At 55.9% G+C, this 19,379-nt stretch carries 18 protein-coding genes; 2 read left to right on the top strand and 16 right to left on the bottom strand.

Annotation, left to right across the window (positions count from 1 at the left end; translation table 11 throughout):
* Both W822_RS34855 and W822_RS34860 read right to left on the bottom strand, forming a co-directional pair.
* Positions 1 to 924: a LysR family transcriptional regulator gene (locus tag W822_RS34855; protein WP_024005281.1), complete on the bottom strand. Its 924-nt coding sequence runs from the start codon at positions 922 to 924 to the stop codon at positions 1 to 3.
* A 29-nt stretch (positions 925 to 953) separates the two neighbouring features.
* Positions 954 to 1,910, bottom strand: a complete 957-nt coding sequence (locus tag W822_RS34860) for a Bug family tripartite tricarboxylate transporter substrate binding protein (RefSeq protein WP_024005282.1) — start codon at positions 1,908 to 1,910, stop codon at positions 954 to 956.
* Between the two features lie 160 nt (positions 1,911 to 2,070).
* Between W822_RS34860 and W822_RS34865 the strand changes: the two genes are divergently transcribed.
* Positions 2,071 to 4,419 carry an acyl-CoA dehydrogenase family protein gene (locus W822_RS34865; RefSeq protein WP_024005283.1) on the top strand — a complete coding sequence of 783 codons (2,349 nt, stop codon included), beginning with the start codon at positions 2,071 to 2,073 and terminating at the stop codon, positions 4,417 to 4,419.
* Between the two features lie 52 nt (positions 4,420 to 4,471).
* Here W822_RS34865 and W822_RS34870 read toward each other — a convergent pair whose 3' ends face one another.
* The 14 genes from W822_RS34870 to W822_RS0123585 all read right to left on the bottom strand — a co-directional run bounded on the left by W822_RS34870 (position 4,472) and on the right by W822_RS0123585 (position 17,557).
* On the bottom strand, positions 4,472 to 5,608 hold the full coding sequence (locus tag W822_RS34870) for an NAD(P)/FAD-dependent oxidoreductase (RefSeq protein WP_024005284.1): 1,137 nt from the start codon (positions 5,606 to 5,608) through the stop codon (positions 4,472 to 4,474).
* Entirely contained in the window at positions 5,608 to 5,961 is a 354-nt protein-coding gene (locus tag W822_RS34875) for a RidA family protein (protein ID WP_024005285.1), read from the bottom strand. Before W822_RS34875 ends, W822_RS34870 begins: the two co-directional genes overlap by 1 nt.
* A 21-nt stretch (positions 5,962 to 5,982) precedes the next feature.
* Positions 5,983 to 7,374, bottom strand: coding sequence for an NAD(P)/FAD-dependent oxidoreductase (locus W822_RS34880; protein WP_024005286.1), 1,392 nt, complete (start codon positions 7,372 to 7,374; stop codon positions 5,983 to 5,985).
* Positions 7,371 to 7,712 (bottom strand): (2Fe-2S)-binding protein, encoded by a 342-nt coding sequence (locus tag W822_RS34885; protein WP_024005287.1) that lies wholly within the window; start codon positions 7,710 to 7,712, stop codon positions 7,371 to 7,373. Before W822_RS34885 ends, W822_RS34880 begins: the two co-directional genes overlap by 4 nt.
* Positions 7,709 to 8,830 (bottom strand): NAD(P)/FAD-dependent oxidoreductase, encoded by a 1,122-nt coding sequence (locus W822_RS34890; RefSeq protein ID WP_024005288.1) that lies wholly within the window; start codon positions 8,828 to 8,830, stop codon positions 7,709 to 7,711. The genes W822_RS34885 and W822_RS34890 overlap by 4 nt, the downstream gene beginning before the upstream one ends.
* A 1-nt stretch (position 8,831) precedes the next feature.
* A complete protein-coding gene (locus tag W822_RS34895; protein WP_024005289.1) occupies positions 8,832 to 9,626 on the bottom strand; it encodes an ABC transporter permease in 795 nt (264 codons plus the stop codon).
* On the bottom strand, positions 9,623 to 10,486 hold the full coding sequence (locus W822_RS34900; protein ID WP_024005290.1) for an ABC transporter permease: 864 nt from the start codon (positions 10,484 to 10,486) through the stop codon (positions 9,623 to 9,625). The genes W822_RS34895 and W822_RS34900 overlap by 4 nt, the downstream gene beginning before the upstream one ends.
* A 14-nt stretch (positions 10,487 to 10,500) precedes the next feature.
* Positions 10,501 to 11,559 (bottom strand): ABC transporter ATP-binding protein, encoded by a 1,059-nt coding sequence (locus W822_RS34905; protein ID WP_024005291.1) that lies wholly within the window; start codon positions 11,557 to 11,559, stop codon positions 10,501 to 10,503.
* Positions 11,560 to 12,597, bottom strand: coding sequence for an ABC transporter substrate-binding protein (locus tag W822_RS34910; RefSeq protein WP_024005292.1), 1,038 nt, complete (start codon positions 12,595 to 12,597; stop codon positions 11,560 to 11,562).
* Between the two features lie 126 nt (positions 12,598 to 12,723).
* Complete coding sequence (locus tag W822_RS34915) at positions 12,724 to 13,632, bottom strand: LysR substrate-binding domain-containing protein (protein ID WP_024005293.1); 909 nt, start codon at positions 13,630 to 13,632, stop codon at positions 12,724 to 12,726.
* Between the two features lie 351 nt (positions 13,633 to 13,983).
* Entirely contained in the window at positions 13,984 to 15,474 is a 1,491-nt protein-coding gene (locus W822_RS34920; protein WP_024005294.1) for a tripartite tricarboxylate transporter permease, read from the bottom strand.
* A complete protein-coding gene (locus tag W822_RS34925; protein ID WP_081724344.1) occupies positions 15,475 to 16,008 on the bottom strand; it encodes a tripartite tricarboxylate transporter TctB family protein in 534 nt (177 codons plus the stop codon).
* Entirely contained in the window at positions 15,998 to 16,951 is a 954-nt protein-coding gene (locus W822_RS34930; protein ID WP_024005296.1) for a Bug family tripartite tricarboxylate transporter substrate binding protein, read from the bottom strand. The genes W822_RS34925 and W822_RS34930 overlap by 11 nt, the downstream gene beginning before the upstream one ends.
* Positions 16,952 to 17,170: 219 nt before the next feature.
* Entirely contained in the window at positions 17,171 to 17,557 is a 387-nt protein-coding gene (locus W822_RS0123585) for a tautomerase family protein (protein ID WP_024005297.1), read from the bottom strand.
* A 295-nt stretch (positions 17,558 to 17,852) separates the two neighbouring features.
* On the opposite strand from W822_RS0123585, the gene W822_RS34935 reads away from it, so the two are divergent.
* Complete coding sequence (locus W822_RS34935) at positions 17,853 to 19,196, top strand: dicarboxylate/amino acid:cation symporter (protein WP_024005298.1); 1,344 nt, start codon at positions 17,853 to 17,855, stop codon at positions 19,194 to 19,196.
* The last annotated feature ends 183 nt before the right edge of the window (positions 19,197 to 19,379 follow it).

Consider the following 19,379-nt stretch of genomic DNA (forward strand, 5'->3'; position numbering starts at 1 on the left):
TTACTGGTGGATGCGACTATTTTCGAACAGCGAGCGAATGATTCGGCTGACTTTCCGGGTCGCCTTCGAAGGGTTGTTGTTGACTACGATTGAAATGTTCCGTGCTATTTCCGGCTCTATGATGCGTGCTGCCTGAATCTGTTTGTTCTCCACTTCTTCCTTGATGGCATGCCAGGGCAATACGGTGTAGCCTCCATGCTGTTCTGTTATGCACTTTTGCATCAGGCCCGAATCGGCATCAATGACAACATTCAGGTGGATTTTCTCTTTTCTTGCCAGTTCATCCAGTTTCATCCGGACTGCACTAGGTTTGCTGGGCAGGATCAGCGGGATTTGATGCATTTTTCTGAACGGGACGGTGGATCCTCTGGTGAGTTTGTCGCCAAGGGGTCCAACCAGATAGGACTGCATTTGGATAATGGATTCGTCGGCATACTGGCTTTCGTTATTATTTCGATACGGCAGCCCGATGTCGATCTGCTGGGTCAATAGCCAGCTATCAATCTGTCCGCCCGAGCCTTCCTGAATCTTCAGCCGTATGCCCGGATACTCTTTTTGCAAGAGAAAGAATAACGGCACAAAGATGTCGCGCGACAGAGAGGGCAGAGTGCCAATGCGGACCAGGCCGCCCAACCGTTGCGCCTCTTCGCTCACAATACCGGTCAGGTTGCCGAGATCCTCCATAACTCTTTCTACAATGGGATAGATGCGCTGGCCTAATTCGGATAGAGAAACACCCCGGCCATGTCTCTGGAACAGATATCCGCCTGACTTCTTTTCCAGAGTCGACAGATAACGGCTGACTGCCGATTGCGACATGCCCAGTTCCACGCCGGCTTTGGTTAAATTGCCCACGCGGGCGACCAGGAGAAAAATTCGCAACGATTTGATGTCCCAGTTGACTGGGCTGTCGTCGGTTTTCATGTTGATACTTCCACTAAAAGGTCGGCGTGTCAGCTGTCAGCGATATTCAGGCGTTTGATCAGGTCTCCCCAGCGCCGGGTTTCCGTTTCAAAAAACTGCCTGAACTGCTGCTGATCGCGAACATGAATCACCGTGCCCAGGTTTTCAATTTTTTTGGCTGTTTCCGGATCTTGCATGACGTCTGTGATTGCATCGGCGATCTGCGTTTTTACGGCTTCGGGCGTTTTCGCAGGAACGAACACGCCAAACCAGCTGCTGGCGATCACGTCCGGCGTTCCGGCTTGTGCAATCGTGGGCACCTCGGGATGCGCGGGAACGCGATTTTCACTTGCCACGCCCAGCACTGCCAGCTTGCCCTGTTTTACGTAGGGCATCGATTGCATGGTGTCGAAATAGGCGTCGACCTGACCACCCAGAAAATCGGCAATTGCGGCCGATGTCCCTCGATAGGGGACATTGGTAATACTGATCCCGGCCTTTTCCTGGAACAGCGCGGCGGCCAGGTGCGGACTGGACCCGATCCCGGAGTTGGCAAAGGTCAGTTTGCCTGGATTTTCTTTGGCGTAAGCCACCAGTTCGCTCACGGATTTCACCGGCAGAGAGGATCTGACATAGAGCACATTGGGCGCTTCGGAAATTTGTATCAGAGGTACCAGGTCCTCTGTTTTGTAGGGGAGGGACTTGAGCATGAACTGATTGGTCACTGTGCCTACGCTTCCAATCAACAGTTGGTAGCCGTCCGCCTTGCCATTGGCGACCATTGCAGTGCCTATCGCTGCGCCTGCACCCGGTTTGTTCTCGACGACCACCGGGTGCTTCCATTTTTTCCCGAGCTGATCGCCCAATATCCGGCCAATCTGATCCGTAATGCCACCAGCGGAGTAAGGAACAACGAGGGTCACCGGTTTTTCCGGAAAGGTCGCCGCCTGCGCCAGGGTGGCAGGAATAAACGAAAGCATCGCAGTCAGGAAAACTGCTTTTTTCATGTCTGTCTCCTTGAATGTGTTTTTATTGATTCTATTTCACAGGTGACTGTTTTGATATATCAATAATGTGATATCTGAATAACGATTTTTGTTATATCTTCAGCGATTGAATGGATTTATGATTGGCAGATTCAATCGATCATAATAGAGGCAAATATTCATGGCATTAGATCTGGGCGGACTGTTGGCAGAACACAATCGGGAATTTGCAGAGAGCGCGCGCGGTTTATTGAAAAGCGAATCACCGGTGTCCCGATTGCGGTACTTGAGAAACCGTTCACCGGGCTTCGAAAGACCGGTCTGGGCCAGGCTGGCATCGGCCGGCTGGACCTCCATCATTGTTCCCGAGGCACGCGCAGGACTGGGTTTGGGTCTTGATGCATGCGCTGCTATTGCAACCGTCATAGGCGAAAAGCTGCTTCCCGAACCGTATGTCGCGGCCGCAGTCATGCCGATGGTCGTTTTATTGGATATCGAGCCATCGGAAATAATAGACCGTCTGGTGACAGACATCGTGCAGGGAACGTGTATTTGCGGCGTGGCCTGGCAGGAACAGGCAGGCGCGTTGGATATCGGGAGTGCCGGGACGAGGCTGATCAGGGATGGCTTGCAATTCAGGTTGAGCGGCGAAAAAAAATGGGTCTCGCCAGGCAGCGGCGCGGATGGCTGGATTGTCCACGCTACCCTGGACGGGGACGATGCACTTGTCTGGATCAGCAGTGCTGATCAGGGCGTTACCGTACAGAATATGCGCCGTATCGACGGCACCTATATGGCGCACTTGACTTTCGATGCGGTGGTGCAGCAAGAGCGCATTCTTGTACGCGGCAACAGGGCGCGAACGTCAATAAACAACGCGCTGGATGCGGGCCGTTTTGCGGTCAGTCACGAATTAATGGGCGTTGCGTTCACCGTTTTTGATATGACGCTGACCTATTTGAAGACCCGAACGCAGTTTGGTAAACCGATAGGAGCAAATCAGGCGTTGCAGCATAGAATGGTGGATGCCTACATGCATATTCTGCTGCTGTCCTCATCATTGAAAGAAAATTGGGCAGCCTATTGTAAAGGAGATATGACGCTTGCCGTGCTGGGGAGTCTGACCAAGGCACGCGCCAACCAGGTGGCCGTGTCAGTATCAAAGCTGGCTGTGCAGCTGCATGGCGCGATCGGCTATACCGATGAGCTGGATGTGGGGCTTTATCTGAAGCGGGCTTTGAATTTGTCTGCCTGGCTTGGTAACGAGCATCGTCACCGCTTGCGTTATATCGATGCCCGGATTGATGCCCCGGTTGATGCCCAGATCCGTGAAACAGGCATCCACCCGTTGCCGGACGACACGGTATCGGTGCTGCAGTCTGACGATTTGAACGATATGAGCGATGCGGATTTCGCTTTGCTTGTCAGGCGGTTTCTGGTGAAGCACTATCCATCGTCGTTGCGCCACGTCGCGCGTCGCCTATACTGGTCCGAGGTGAAAGACTGGTATCTGCTGCTATCGGCCAAAGGCTGGCTTGCTCCCGCCTGGCCCAGGGCTTTCGGCGGCATGGGCCTGACGCCGGAAAAGCAACTTGTTTTTTTCGAGGAAATGGAAAACTACGGTGTGGCCCGCCTGCCTGACCAGGGCATTATCAACCTGGGGCCGGTTCTGATACGATACGGCACGCAGCAGCAACAGCAGGCATATCTGCCCAAAATTCTGTCAGGGGAACATATCTGGTGCCAGGGCTATTCGGAACCGAATGCGGGATCCGATCTGGCTTCGCTGGCCACCGAGGCGGTACCGGACGGCGATGATTTTATCGTGAACGGCCAGAAGATCTGGACAACGCTCGCGCATAATGCGACCCATATCTTTGCGCTGGTACGCACTGACAAAAACGTGAAGAAACAGGCAGGGATCAGCTTTCTGCTGATAGATCTCGCGACGCAGGGCATCACTGTTGCGCCCATTACCAATTTGTTGGGCGATCAGGAATTTTGTGAGGTGTTTTTCCAGAATGTACGCGTGCCGCAAGCGAATCTGGTTGGGCAGCTTAACGAGGGATGGACGATCGCCAAGGCCTTGCTTGGTTTCGAGCGTATTTTTGCAGGTAGTCCGCAGCAGTCCCAGCATGCATTTTCCTTGCTGACCACGCTTGCGCACAAAGAGAACCTTTTCGAGAGCGAGTATTTTCTGCAGCGCTATGCGCAACTGCGGATGGATATCGCAGATCTGGAAAGCCTGTTTTCCATGTTTGCCGGGTACGTAAAAAATGGCGCAAACTTGCCCCCCTCGATTTCATTGCTCAAAATCTGGGCGACCGAAACATACATGAAAATCGGGCTGGAACTGGCGCAATCGGCTGATGAGCATGGGGGAGAATTTGACGACACCCATTACGACGATGGAACTACGATGAATAGTCTGGCGCCGTTTACCCATTCGATGGTGACAACCATTTATGGAGGTACGAATGAAATACAGCGCAATATCGTGGCAAGGCACGTGCTGGATCTTCCTGTGTAAAAGAGTTTACGTGATTTGCAGGACGGTGGTGCTTGCGCATGCGGAATTTACATTATGCAAATCTCGCCGGTAGCAAACCCTGGTGTGCGGGGTCCGGCGTTTCTCCAGTCATGAGCTGCGCCAAGTACTGCCCCGATGCAGGCCCCAGTTGAAAGCCGCTGGCAGAAAATCCACAAGCGTAATACAAATTGTCCTGGCTCGCACTGGGGCCGACAATAGCGGTGTGATCCGGCGCATAACCGTCCAGGCCGGACCATGCGCGCGTCACGCTGATATTGTTTAAAAACGGAAAAAGATCAGTCACGATGCGGGCACTGTTTCCCAGCCTGGAGAAATCCAGCTCCGCATGGTTTGTCTGCGCATCGGCTTCGCATTCCAGCGCGCCTCCGATGACCACCGTGCCATTGGCAAACTGTTTGAATGACAGCCCGCGGCTGGTGGCACCCAGCACCGGATTGATGAAATGCGGCATACGTTGCGTGACCATCAGCATCAGGCCGCCCGCGGTGACGGGAATGCTGTCGCCGCAAAGTCGCGCCAGGTCTGCCGTCCAGGCACCAGCGCACAATAGCAACATCTCACCCGTGATGATTCGGTCTTTGGTGCTCACGTGCCAGGTCTTGTCTTTTCTTTTAATTGACTGAACCGCAGATTGTTCGCGGATGTCTGCTCCCAGGCGGCGTGCCTGCCGGGCAAATGCCTGAACGATCAGGTACGGGAAGGCAAAGCCATCGGTACTGACCCATAACGCGCCCTGCACATGCGGCGCAATCGCCGGTACGATCTCGCGCACCTGTTGCCTGTCGATCAGCTTTTCGTGGTGAAAGCCCCGAGCTGCCAGCAGTTCGCATCGCTCCTGCAGAACGAGCATGTCCTTTTCCGATTCGGCGACCTTGATTTGTCCCGTTTGGACAAAGGCGCCGTCGAACCCGTGCAGAAAATCCAGTGTTCGCCACAATTGTGATGAAGCCAGGGAGAGCGGAATCTCGGCCAGCTTGCGGCCGAGCGTGCGTACGCCTCCCGCGTTGACGCCGGAGGCACAGTGACCGCAATCATCGCGCTCCAGCAGAATGACACGCTGGCCTTTCTGCGCCAGAAAGTAGGCCGAGGCAACACCATGTATGCCGCCTCCGACGACGATGACATCGCATTCGTCGGCTGGCGCTGCGGGTTGCCCAGGCCCCGGCATCAGACTGCCGCTGTGACAATAATTTCGACCAGCAGCTTGGGCGAAGCCAGTTTGGATTCGCCGGTCGCGCGTGTCGGTGCAGCGCCTTCGGGCAGCCAACTGTCCCAGACTTCATTCATGCCGGCAAAATCGCGATCAATATCCTTGAGCCAGATCTGCGCTGTCAGCAGCTTGTCTTTGGACGAACCGTGTGCTTCCAGGAATTTTTCAATTTTGCCCAGAATGCTGCGGGTTTGCCCCTGGACATCCTCGTCGGGATTGTCTGCTGTCAGACCGCTCAGGTAAAGGCAACCATTGTATTTGACCACGCGGCTCATCCGCTTGTTGGTTTCAAAACGTTCAATTGACGACATTGTTTACTCCTGTAAAAAAACTCAAAGATCGGGATCGGTGGCCGAAGCCAGCTCCGCCAGTGTAACCGGCTTGAGCGGCGCCCGGATGCGGTAGTAGCCCACCGCATCCTGTTTGATGTTCAACTGGTCGGCGATGACTTCGGTCACGGTCAGGCCGCACATTCGGCCCTGACAGGGGCCCATGCCGCAGCGGCTGAAGGATTTGGCCTGATTGGGACCCATGCATCCCTGTTTGACAAAATCGCGTATTTGCCCGGCGGTGACCTCCTCGCAGCGGCAAACAATGGTGCCGTCTTGCGGGATACGGTTTTCCCGTTTGGGTAGATAGGCAGCATCGAGAAAGGGGCGCAAGGCCATGTCTTGTTTCAGTTGTGCCATGAAAGGTGCACTTTCGCTATCCATGGATGATGCGTGCTGCGGATCAAGCTGGCTGTGTACGGCCAGCGCAGCGAGTTCGCCGCGCGTCAACGCGGCCTGGGCGCCGGCGATTCCCTGGCCGTCTCCGGCAAGATAAATACCATCCATATCCTGCAAGCGGCCCCACGGATCGGTGCGCGGTATCCAGCAGGCCTGCGCGTCTGACCAGGCATGGTCGGCACGCAGCAGCCAGGTAAATTGTGTATTGGGTACGACGCCCTGATGCAGCAGCACCAGGTCGGTGGCAATACGGTGTGTCTTGCCGCGATGGTCGAATTCGATCGCGCTGACCCGGGTATCGCCCAGCACCCGCAGATGTTGCACGCCGCGGTAGAAGGGGATTTTGTGGCGGCTGATGGCCTGAATCATGGACAGTCCCTTGCGGATATCCCTGAATGCCGACCAGCCCTTGAGCAGCGCAGGTGCGGCGCCAAAAATATCTCTACCGGTGCTGGTGTCCAGCACGGCGGCAATGGGTACGCCGGCGCGTAAATACTGCCAGCACAGCAGATATAGCAGGGGACCGCAGCCGGCGACCACCACCGGGTTGGCGGGTACGGTTCCTGCTCCCTTGAGCAGCACTTGCGCCGCGCCTGCACCCATGACGCCCGGCAGCGTCCAGCCGGGAACCGGAAAGGGACGTTCCATTGCGCCGGTGGCCAGGATGACGGCGCGCGCAGACAGGACATGGGTTTGTCCGTTTTGCAGATAGTGCAACTGCCGGTCACGCGTCAGGTTCCATACGGTCGCACCATGAATGTGCTGCGCACCGCTGGCCATGAACTGCTGTGCGATTGTGGCGCCGGCTGCGTAGTCGGGCCCCAGAATGCCTGCAAGGCCGGTGCTGGTGCGTGTGATGTTGCGCCAGATCTGGCCGCCTGCCTGGGCCTGTTCATCCAAAACAACCACATTGTGGTTCCTTGCGGCCAGCCTGGTGGCTGCGATCATGCCGGCAGGACCGGCGCCGATGATAGCGACATCTGCGTAAACACTCATTCTGCATCCTCTGTCTGGACGATGGCGAAAGTGGTCTGTCCATGTTGCATGCGTATTTTCATGCCTTCCTCGATGGTGATCATGCAGGCCTGCCGATTCTGCACGCCATTGATCTGCACCAGGCATTCGAAGCAGATGCCCATCTGGCAATAGGGCGCGCGTGGCTGCCCGCTAACCGGCGAATCGCGAAACTGCAGCACCTGGTTCTGCATCAGCGCTGCGGCAACTGAGATGCCGCCGGGGGCAGTCAGTATTCTGCCTTCGAATTCGAACGAGACGGTGCCACTTCTGGCCGTGTTCGCATCTGCATGTACGGTTTTGAATAAAATGGTGTTCATGATTGAGCCTCGTTCGGAACGCGGAAGCGTGCGCTGGAAAACGGCGCGATCATTCCGGCGGATTCTCCGTGCAAAATCCAGCCGGGAATGGTGAAAACGTGGTTGGCGGCCAGCGTGACGCCGCTATGGCAGGTGACGACATAGGCGCCGGGCATGTCGGTCGATTCCTCGTATATCGGCATGCCGTCGGGCGACATGATCCGCAGGGCTGCCCAACAGCGCACGATGCGCATGTCCGCCAGAACCGGGAAATAGTCGATGGCGCGTTGGGCAATAGCCTGTTGCAGCGACAGGCGAGTGGTATCGTCGTATCCCACATCCTCCAGCGAGTCGCCGATTTGTATCGTGCCTTCGTTGGTCTGCCGTACATGCATGGTGGGGTAGGACAGAAACGGAGCGCAGCGCTCGCCGATCATGACCTGGCCCTGATTGGGTGTGACCGGCACATTCAGTCCAACGAACTCGCCCAGACGCCGGTTACCCAGGCCGGCGCACAGCACGACTTTGCTGCCGGAAAATTGTTCGCCCGCCGCAGTTGAAACAACAAAGCGGCCTGCCCGCTTGTCTATTGCCTGAACCTTATTATTGTAGCGATAGTCTACGCCCAGTTGACGAGCCCCCTGTTGCAGGGCGGGGAGCAGGCGCAAGGGATTGGCGTGACCGTCCATGGGGGTGTAACAGGCGCCGATCACTTTAGGTCCGATGGTGGGGATGCGCTTGCGAATCTCGGCCGGCGCCAGCAACGTATAGTCATATTTTTCATCGACGGATGCCTGGATGCTTTGCATCACCTGAACACGCGCGTCCATATCGGCCTGGTTCGTAAAGAAAATGAACCCGCCCGGCTGCTGCAGAAACGGGTCGATGCCTGTGCGCTGCGTGAGTTCGCTGGCCAGCGCCGACCAGTGGCGCGCCGATTGCATGGTCCAGCGGGCGTAGGGTGAAAAGCCGTAGCCTTTGCCTTGCACCCAGACCAGTCCGAAATTGCCGCGGGAGGCGCGAAAAGCGATATCGCCTTCGTCCAGCATGGTCACGCGAGCGCCGTGGCGGGCCAATCCGTAGGCCACGCTTGACCCGACAATGCCGCCGCCTATCACAATAATGTCCGTGTTATGCATATCAACCTTTTCCAATCAACACTTTATCCAGTCCCACCAGGCGATCCATCAGGATCATCATTATGGCAGTTGCAATGATCAGAATGGCCGACACCGAGGTGATCAGCGGGTCGATGGTTTGCGCAATGTGGTTGTACATCCAGACCGGCAAGGTGGTGGTGCCGGGTGTCGCCACGAATACAGTCATGGTCAGTTCATCAAAACTCTGGATGAACGACAGCAGCCAGCCGCCGGTCAGTCCGGGCAGAATCAGCGGCAGGATGATGCGCGTGTGGACGCTCCATTTTCCGGCACCCAGCGAACGGGCGGCCATTTCGACTTCGCGGTCCATGCCAGTTGCCGATGCCAGCACCAGCCGCAGGGCATAGGGGAAGATGAAAATCACGTGTGTCATTGTCAGCCAGAAGACTGAGCCCGAGAGTCCCGCCAGGTTGAAAAAGCGCAAAAACGCCACACCCAGCACAACGTTTGGAATCATGAGCGGCGACATCAGGAAGGCATTGATGGCATCGCGACCCGCAAACCGATAACGAGTCAACGCCAGCGCCGCAGGCACCGCCAGACAGACCGCGATGGAGGATGAAAACGTAGCCAGTTTAAGAGACAGCCAGAAAGACTCAACGATTCTGGGCTCGTCCAGGACCGCCTGATACCATCGCAGGGACAGGCCATCGGTCGGATAGGAAATGAATCCCTTGTCCGTGAACGAGACGATCATCACGATGACCAGCGGCGCAAGCAGGAACACCATGAATGCGGTATGAAAAAGCAACGACAATGTTTTATTGCGTTTCATGCCGGGTCTCCACTGGCGAAGATCATACGGTACTTCCTTTCGGTGTAATAATTCAGCCCCATGATGACGACGATGTTTGCGATCAGCAACAGCACCACGATGGCTGCGCCCAGCGGCCAGTTCAATGTGTTGAGAAATTCGTCGTAGGCTGCGGTTGCAACCACCTTCAGGCGGCGGCCGCCGAGGATGGCCGGCGTTGCAAAGGCGGAGGCGGACAGGGCGAAAACGATGATGGAGCCCGACAGCACGCCTGGCATGAGTTGCGGAAAGATAATGCGCCGGAATACGGTGAGTGGCGAGCCGCCAAGGGACCGGCCTGCATGTTCCACGGTGGGATCCAGCTTGCGCAGCGTGGCCCAGATGGAAATGATCATGAAAGGAACCATAACGTGTACCAGGCCAATGACCATCCCCGTGAAGGTAAAGGTGAGCCGGATAGGCGACTCGATGAGGCCCAGCAAGAGCAGCGTGTCGTTGATGAGTCCCTGGCGGCCCATCAGGATCGACCAGCCCAGCGTGCGGACAACAACGGAAACCAATAGCGGTCCCAGGACGAGCACCAGGAAGATACCGCGCCAGGGGGCGCGCATGCGGGCCAGGATCAGCGTTTCGGGAATGCCCAGGACAAGGCAGATCACGGTCACCAGCAAGGCCATGCCGGCGGTGCGCAGAAAGATTTCGCCGTAAAAGGGATCGGTGATAATGGTGAAGTAGTTTCCCGGCGAGAAGTCGGGAATCACGCCGGTCGTCCCGTTGAATGCGTAGAACGACAAAATCGCCACCAGCAGCAGGGGGATGACAAGCAGGCCGCAAAACAGCAGCAGGGCGGGAGAAAGCAAGAGGTAGGGGTCTTTGCGCATGCCGGCCACCGTATCTACTGTTGTTCCGCGATGATGCGCAGATGGCGATTGTGCCAGTCCAGCATCACCGGCTCGTCTGGCCGTGCTTCAAGTGTTTGCGTCGACACGAACCAGGCGCCCAGCGCAGTGTGCACTTCGCATAGCCAATGGGAGCCCAGAAAGACGGCTTCGAATAGCGTGCCGGGCAGTTTGCCGCTTGCACCCGCTGTCGCGATACTGACATTTTCCGGCCGAATCATGATATGGGCCTTACCCGCGCAAAAGGGATGGTTGTCGGGCAGGCACACGTCGAATGTCAGGTCCCCTGTATTGACTTCATAACCCTGGCCGGCATTGCGGGCAATGACGCCTTCGAAGACGTTGGCACGTCCCAGAAAGCCCGATACAAAAAGCGTTTTGGGATTGTGATAGACCTCCATGGGTGAAGCCAGTTGCTGCACGCAGCCGTCATTCATCAGCGCGATCCGGTCGCTCATCGTCATCGCTTCGGTCTGGTCATGCGTCACCAGAATCGTGGTTACACCCAGTTTGCGCTGGATCCGGCGCAGTTCGATATGCATGTTTTCCCGCAACTTGGCGTCCAGGTTGGACATGGGCTCATCCAGCAGCAACAGCCGCGGGCGGATTGCCAGCGAGCGGGCGATGGCCACACGCTGGCGCTGGCCGCCCGACAACTGCGCCGGATAGCGCTCTCCCATGCCGGACAGACTGACCATGTCGAGCACCTCGCGGGTGCGATCCAGTCTTTCGTTTTTAGGAAGACGGCGCATTTGCAGGCCGAAACCGATATTTTCGTCCACGGTCATATGGGGGAACAGGGCGTAGCTCTGGAATACCACACCGATATCGCGCTTTTCCGGCGGCATATCAGTCAGATCGGTACCGTCCAGAATCACCTGGCCCCGCGTGGGTTCAGTGAAGCCTGCGATCATTTGCAGGGTCGTGGCCTTGCCGCAGCCCGATGGCCCCAGCAGCGAAACGAACTCGCCGCGCTCGATATCCAGATTCATCGATTTGACCACTTGCGCCGAGCCGTAGTCTTTGCCCAGGTTCTTGACCGATAAAAAACTCATTTATCGCTCCACCGTCCGGTTCCAGCGGTCGTTCCATTCTGCCCGTTTTTTATTTACGATATCCCAGTCAGTCTTTTCGAGTTTGTCGACCGCATCGCCATACACGACACGCTGTGCATCATCTCCTGTCAACTTGACTGTCTTGTTGACCGGTCCCCAGCTTTGGGTGCGTGCGAAAATCACTTGTACTTCGGGCGTGGCCAGGTATTGCACCAGTTTTTGCGCCAGTTGCGGCACATCGCTTTTGACGACCGGACAGGCGGCGGTCAATAGCGCCATAGCGCCTTCTTTCGGATAGACGAATTTGACAGGAAAGCCTGTTGCCTTCAGGGCTTCCACCCGGCCATTGCCCCATACGCCAAGGATGGCTTCTCCGTTTTGAAATAACGAGGTCATGCCGCCGGGCGACGGTTCCCATGCCAATACGTTCGGATTGATTTTTTTGATCATGGCATCGAATCCGGGATCCGGGTTCTTTTCGCTCCCGCCGTTGAGCTTGGCGAATTTGAGCAGGGTATGCAGGCCATACGTATTGTTCAGCGGTGGAATCACGATGCGCTGTTCCAATTGCGGATTCTCAAGATCATGCCACGAGGTGGGCGGCTTCAGTCCTTCTTTTTTGTATGCTTCTTCGTTATAGAACAGTCCTGTGGCCACCAGGCCTATGCCCAGCGCATTGGGGCCGATATCGGCGATAGGATACAGATCCTTGTAGACGGGGGCCTGTTTGTCGATTTTTTCACAGAAGCCGAATTGCACAGCCTGGTACATGGGGCCGTCATCCAGCATGACAACATCCAGTTCCGGATTGTTTTTCTGCGCCTGCAGCTTGCCCAGCGTATCGGTCGAGTTGCCGGGGACGTAGACGACCCTGACGTTATTGGCTTTTTCAAATGCCGGCAGGACATCTTCTTCGAATGCTTTCTGTGTGGAACCGCCATAAGAGCCGAGATATAGCGTCGGCGTTTGTGCATACACCATTGAGGCCGCCGGCCCCAGTAAACCAGTTATTGCAATTGTCATAAGCTTGCGTTTCATCGTAGTCTCCGTGGTGTGAAGGACAGCATACGGAGAACAATAGAGAACCGCGTCGTTTATGTAAAATGCTTTTTTTTGCTCCGTCCATAATATGATGTTATGGCATCAGTCGCTGTAATCACCATGTTAGAGCAGTTTGCCATTTTGGGCGATCGCCAGTGTTACGCTGGTTTTGACATAGTGCACAAAATCCCGCATGACGCCCAGTGTCGGTTTATCTGCACGATAAAGCGCACTGAAATGGACCATGAGCCTGGGTGAAAAATTTCGGAAAACAATGTTGTTTCCTGGATAAGTGAGAACCGTGATGGCATCGACAATAGCCAGGCATTGTCCCGATTCGACGAACGCACACATGGTTTGCGATGTGTTGGTATCGATGTTGGAAAAAACCTTGATGCCATGCGATACCAGCAGCAGCCCAAACGCCTGTCGCGTGTCCATGTCATGAGAGCCCATAATCATGGTTTGTCCCTGCAGATCGGTCACGTGGATTTCGCTTTTATGCGCCAGCGGGTGATTGCGTGGGATGGCGATTTTTGAGTCCAGCGAGAACAGATGCTCACCCAGCGGGCTGGGGTATTCGCTGGATAGAATCACCATGCCCATATCGCATTTGGCATTCTGCACCATGTCCATGATGGTTGTGGAGGCGTGGCTTGTCAGCTTGACCGATAAGTCGGTATGCGTTTGCATGAAGTGATGCAGCAGGAAGGGTAGCGCATTCGATGCCAGACAGGGTGCCGCAGCAATGTGGAACTGACCTTTTTGAGCCTTCTGGATCTGGCTGGCGGCATAGGCAATTTCCTTGACCCCGAGCAGACTGCGCTCGACTTCCTTAAAGAGCTCCTCGGCTTCGTGGGTCGGGAACAGGCGTCCCTGGCGGCGCTCGAAAAGGGGAAACCCGACAGACGCTTCAAGATCAGAAATCAACCGCGTGGTGGCCGGTTGGGAGATGCACAGGAACTCAGCGGCCTTGGTGACGGTACGACTGATCATGAGTGCGCGAAACGCTTCGAGTTGTCTTAAGGTCATTGTTTATTGCAATTGGGTTCGAGTGACAGGAATGGAGCAGCGCACACAGTTGTAATCGCGGCCGGATATTAAACGGAGAGGATTACGGGGCAGGTGCCTGTCCCCTAGGGATAATACCAACCTCTTGCCTTATGCAACAGAAAATTGACAACGAATATATTTGATTTTTATTCTCCGTCTGGCACAGACGCCAGTTGGCCGGTAACGGCGAACGGCACGTGACTGGGTTTTGAGCCGTTGCCGCAGGCACGACGAAGCAGAAGCGGAGAATGCAGGAATGGTCAATAATTATGCCAGGCGCGGGCTGGATGCCGGGCCCTTACGGGCCCGTTACGCACTACGCTGTTTATCCTACGCCGCCTTGCGCAGTCTTTTCAACACCACTGGCGCCAGCAGGAACAACGCCGATATGCTCAAAATGACAATCGAAATCGGCGTTTCAACAAGCACAGCGGGATTGCCTTCTGCCGCAGCCAGGGCTGTTCGGAGCTGGTTCTCTGCCATGGGACCCAGGATCAGGCCAATCAGGATCGGCGCCACGGGAAAATCATAGACCCGCATCACATACCCCATCAGACCGACTACAACCATGCAGGCAAGGTCAAAGGTGGAGCCCGAGACGCCCCAGATACCTATCATGGCGAACACCAGGATACCCGCATACAGTTGTGGTTTGGGAATCAGCAGCAACTTTACCCAGATGCCCACCAGCGGCAGGTTCAGAATCAGCAGCATGACGTTGCCGACATACAGAGAGGCGATCAGACCCCAGATCAGTTCCGGATTGGAGGTGAAGAGGAACGGGCCGGGCTGAAGTCCAAAGTTCTGGAAGGCAGCCAGCAGAATGGCTGCCGTGGCAGAGGTGGGCAGGCCCAACGTCAGCAAGGGCACCAATACCCCGGCTGCCGCGGCATTGTTGGCCGCTTCCGGACCGGCCACGCCTTCAATGGCGCCGACGGTACCGAATTCTTCCTTCTTCTTGCACAGTTTCTTTTCTAGCGTATAGGACAGCATGGTCGGGATTTCCGATCCGCCGCCGGGCAGGGCACCCATCGGGAAGCCAATCGCCGTGCCGCGCATCCAGGGCATGAACGAGCGCTTCCAGTCGTCTTTTGTCATCCATAATCCGCCCTTGATGGGTAGGATGTCGTCACGTTGATGGCGATAGCGGCTGGCGACATAAATAATTTCGCCAATGGCAAAGAGCGACACCAGCACGACGGTCAGTTCCATGCCGTCCAGCAGCGAGCTGATGCCAAATGTCATACGTGGCTGACCGGTCATTTTGTCGATGCCGATCACGCCAAAGGCCAGGCCGATGAAAAGTGAAATAAAGCCACGCACCCGCGAGGTTCCCATCACAACAGCCACTGACGTAAAAGCCAGCACAGTTAGCGCAAAGTAATCTGCCGGTTTGAAATAAAAGGCCAGTTCTGCAATGGAAGGAGCCGCGAAAGTCAGCAGGACGGTGGCAATCGTGCCGGCGACGAAAGAGCCAACAGCTGCCGTCGCCAGTGCCGCCGCCCCGCGACCCGAACGGGCCATCTTGTTGCCTTCCAGCGCCGTCATCATTGATCCGGCTTCCCCCGGCGTATTGATCAGGATGGAGGTGGTGGAGCCGCCATACATGGCGCCATACAGGACCCCGGCGAACATGATGAATGCAGAGACAGGTCCAACTGAAACGGTGACAGGCAACAGCAGGGCAATGGTCAGTGCAGGGCCGATGCCCGGCAGGATGCCGATGGCCGTGCCCAGAATGGAACCCACCAATGCCCAGAAAAGGTTCATGGGCTGCAGGGCGATATCAAAACCCTGCAAAAGTAAGCCGAAGGTGTCCATTCAGAAGCCTGCCACGGGAAGAAAACCGCCGAGCTGCAGGCCCAGGCGGGAGAAGAGAAACCAGCACAGGCCGCCCAGGATGGCGCCGGTGATCAGGTCAATAATGGTTTTTTTTGAGCCGAAGGCACGGGCCACCAGGGTGAACGAAATCATGGCAGTAATAGGAAGGCCCAGCGTTTCCATCGTTAGCGCAGGTACGATCGTGGCAGCAACGGCAGTGAAAAAGGCCGGTTTATCCATGGGCATATCGCCCGTTGCATTTTCCGTATCCTGGGCGGCGAATTGCTCACCGCGCGAAATCTGGACCAGCAGCAAAATACCCAACAGCACCAGGCCAGCACCGGCCACCGTCACAAACATGCCTGGGCCGATCGCTGCGTATTGAGCGGTGGCCGGTAGCGTTGTGGTGGCGTACAGGCACACGCATCCCATGAGAATGACTGCAATGCCCAGCCACCAGGGCCGGGGCGAGGCAGGCATGTCTGTTGCTGTCTGGCCGACCTCTGCCAATGAATCATTCTGCTTATTTTGCAAGGCCCGCATCCTTCAGGATGGTGTTGATGCGATCGCTTTCTGCTTTGATGAAGGTCCCGAATTCAGGGCCTGCCATAAAGAAGGCATCCCAGCCCTGAGTGGCCAGTGTCTGTTTCCAGGGTTCGCTGTCGTTGAGTTTGGTGAAACGGTCGACCCAGAGTTTATAGTTGTCCTCGGGCATGTCGACGGAGCCGAGGATGCCGCGCCAGTTGGCCAGTTCAACATCGTAACCGGCTTCCTTGAAGGTGGGCGCGTCCAGCCCTTTCATGCGTTCTGCCGAGGTGATGCCCAGGATCTTGACCCGGCCAGCCTTGGCGAACTGTTGAAATTCAGAGATGCCGGAAATACCGGCCTTGAGTGTGCCGTTCACGATCCCGGTGACCGTATCGGCGCCGCCCGCTTGCGGAATGTAATTCAGTTTGTTGACGGGGACATCACCGGCCTTGGCCAGCAGGGCCAGGGCAATATGATCGACGCCACCAGCGGAGCCGCCGCCAACAGGCGTGCCACCTGGATTCTCTTTCAGGGCCTTGGCAAAGTCAGCCAGGGTTTTGTAGGGAGAGTCGGGTCTGACGGCAAGGACCAGATATTCCGCTGTCAGGCGCGCAACGGGCTTGAATTTGGACAGATCAATGGGCGATTTGTTCAGCGTGATGGCGCCCACCGTAATGGCGCCAAATACAGCCAGATTGTCGGGTTTGCCTGCCGAGCCGTTCTGGAACTCAGCCAGACCGATGGTGCCGCCTGCGCCGCCTTTGTTGGTGAAGTTGACGCTACCGGTATAGATGCCCGCTTTGTTCATTGCAGAAAATGCCTGGCGCCCCGTGCCGTCCCAGCCGCCGCCGGGGTTGGCAGGCAGCATGACACTGACCTGTGCGCTGGCCGCTGCCGTAAAAAATGTAGTGGCCGCTATGCACGACCGCAGTATGGCTGATAGTTTCATGTCCGCTCCGAATGCTTTGTTGTATTTGGAAATTATTCGTCAAAGAATAGGTTGGATCAGCCTGTATTGTCAATAAGGGAAATGGAGTAGCGAGTGCAAGAAGTGTCGTCCGATTAGCGGCCAGGGTGGATAGAACGCCGCGTGCCGGACACGCAATGATGAATGTGATACGCGGCGTATAGAGTAGCTAATAGGGAGGGGGCGGATCGGCCCGCGGGGTCAGGCAGTCGTTTTTGCCCGGAACGCTTTGGCGCTCAGGCCTTCCTGTACGCCCATATGTTCCGGCGCGACGTCAATGACCATGGTGCGGATGCAAGCGTCCGATACGCCCAGGCAGCTGACGGCCGTTTTGTTGATGGCAGCCAGGAAATTGGCCTTGAGTTCATCATTTCTGCCAGCCAGCAAATAGGCCACGATATTGACAAACTCCGCACCTACCTGACCAGCCACGATCGAGTCCTGTTGTTCGACTTCCTGCAGGGAAATGCGGATGCTGGGCAGCGCAGCGTTCAGCGTCTCTTCTATGGCTTTTGTTGCATTTTGCATAAACGCGGTTTTTTGTTGCTGGCTGCGGCCGGCAGTCATCTGAACTTGAAGAATGGGCATGATGATGTCTCGTTGGGAATGATACGTTGCAAAAAAAGTGGAGAGGAACAAGAACGCTGTCCGCTGCACCAGTTGCGATTGTATCGGAAAGCGCATGGGATACCTGCCGCAGGACCCATTTTCAGTTGCATTTAAGGTTGTGAAAATTATGATACTGAAATGCCAGCCTTTACCCTTGTGCTGTGCTCATGGATCGTCCTGATGGCGAGACCCGATATCCACAATCAATCCATTATTGTCCGGCTGCGGATAACGTTCGCGGTGACCGGAGACATCCCTTTTCAGGAAAAATCAAATGTTATCTGCTGAAGAGCTTTCGGCTGAAGTGCCACGCCGACCCAAGCGCTGGTATCAAATTCTGTATGTCCAGGTGGTGATTGCCATCGTGCTGGGCGTGCTGCTGGGGCAGTTCTACCCACAAGTGGGCGAAAGCATGAAACCACTTGGTGACGCGTTCATCAAGCTGGTCAAAATGATTATTGCACCTGTCATTTTTCTGACCGTGGTGACCGGCATTGCCGGCATGAGCAATATGAAAACCGTCGGTCGGGTGGCCGGCAAGGCAATGCTTTACTTTATTACCTTTTCCACGCTGGCACTGATTATCGGACTGGTCGTCGCCAATACGCTGCACCCCGGATCCGGCCTGAATATTGATCCGAAGTCGTTGGACGCAGGCAAGGTGGCAACCTATGTCACCAAAGCACATGATTCGTCCATTGTGGGCTTTCTGATGAATATTATTCCCGACACCACGCTCAGCCCGCTGGTGACCGGCGATATTTTGCAGGTGCTGTTCATTTCTGTACTGTTTGGCATTGCGTTGGCCGCAACCGGCGATCATGGCAAGCCCATCCTGGACTTTTTCCAGCAGTTGTCCCGTCCTGTATTCAAGCTGGTGGCGATCCTGATGAAAGCGGCGCCGATCGGGGCATTCGGCGCGATGGCCTTTACTATTGGCAAGTACGGGATTGCGTCCATTGGTAACTTGCTCTATCTGATTCTGACGTTCTATATCACGGCTGTGCTATTCGTGGCGATTGTACTGGGGCTGGTGGCGCGTTATAACGGTTTTTCAATCTTCAAATTGGTGCGGTATATCAAGGATGAGCTGTTCCTGGTGCTGGGTACCAGTTCATCAGAGGCAGCGCTGCCGACGCTGATGCAGAAGATGGAGCGTGCCGGTTGCGCCAAATCTGTTGTCGGATTGGTTATTCCCACCGGTTATTCCTTTAACCTGGATGGAACCAATATTTATATGACATTGGCCGCGCTGTTTATTGCGCAGGCCTGCAATATCGACCTTTCGCTGCAGCAACAGATTCTGCTTCTGCTGGTGGCCATGATCAGCTCCAAGGGGGCGGCGGGCGTCACTGGCGCAGGCTTTATCACGCTGGCAGCCACGCTGGCCGTGGTGCCCGATGTGCCGGTCGCGGGTATGGCGCTGATTCTGGGCATCGACCGTTTTATGTCCGAATGCCGCGCGCTGACCAATCTGGTCGGCAACGCTTGCGCCACAATTGTGGTCGCCCGCTGGGAAAACCAGCTGGACAAAAAACAACTGGATGCCGCGCTGAACCAGACACTGTCTGATGTACCGGATGGCGACATGGTTGCCGTTGCACAGGCAACCGACTGATTGATCTTTGTCCGGCAATGCGCTTGCATGGCGGGCAAGAATTGCAAGGCTATAAAACAAAACGGGCGCCCTGTGAAATGCACCCCAAAAGTTGGACATCAATCCAACCTTTGGGGTGTTTTTTATGACGAAATATGATGAACAGTTCAAATTAGCAGTGGTTCTAAGCTACGAAGCTGGCAC

It is taken from the genome of Advenella kashmirensis W13003 (genome assembly GCF_000506985.1).
Classification (GTDB): domain Bacteria; phylum Pseudomonadota; class Gammaproteobacteria; order Burkholderiales; family Burkholderiaceae_B; genus Advenella; species Advenella kashmirensis_A.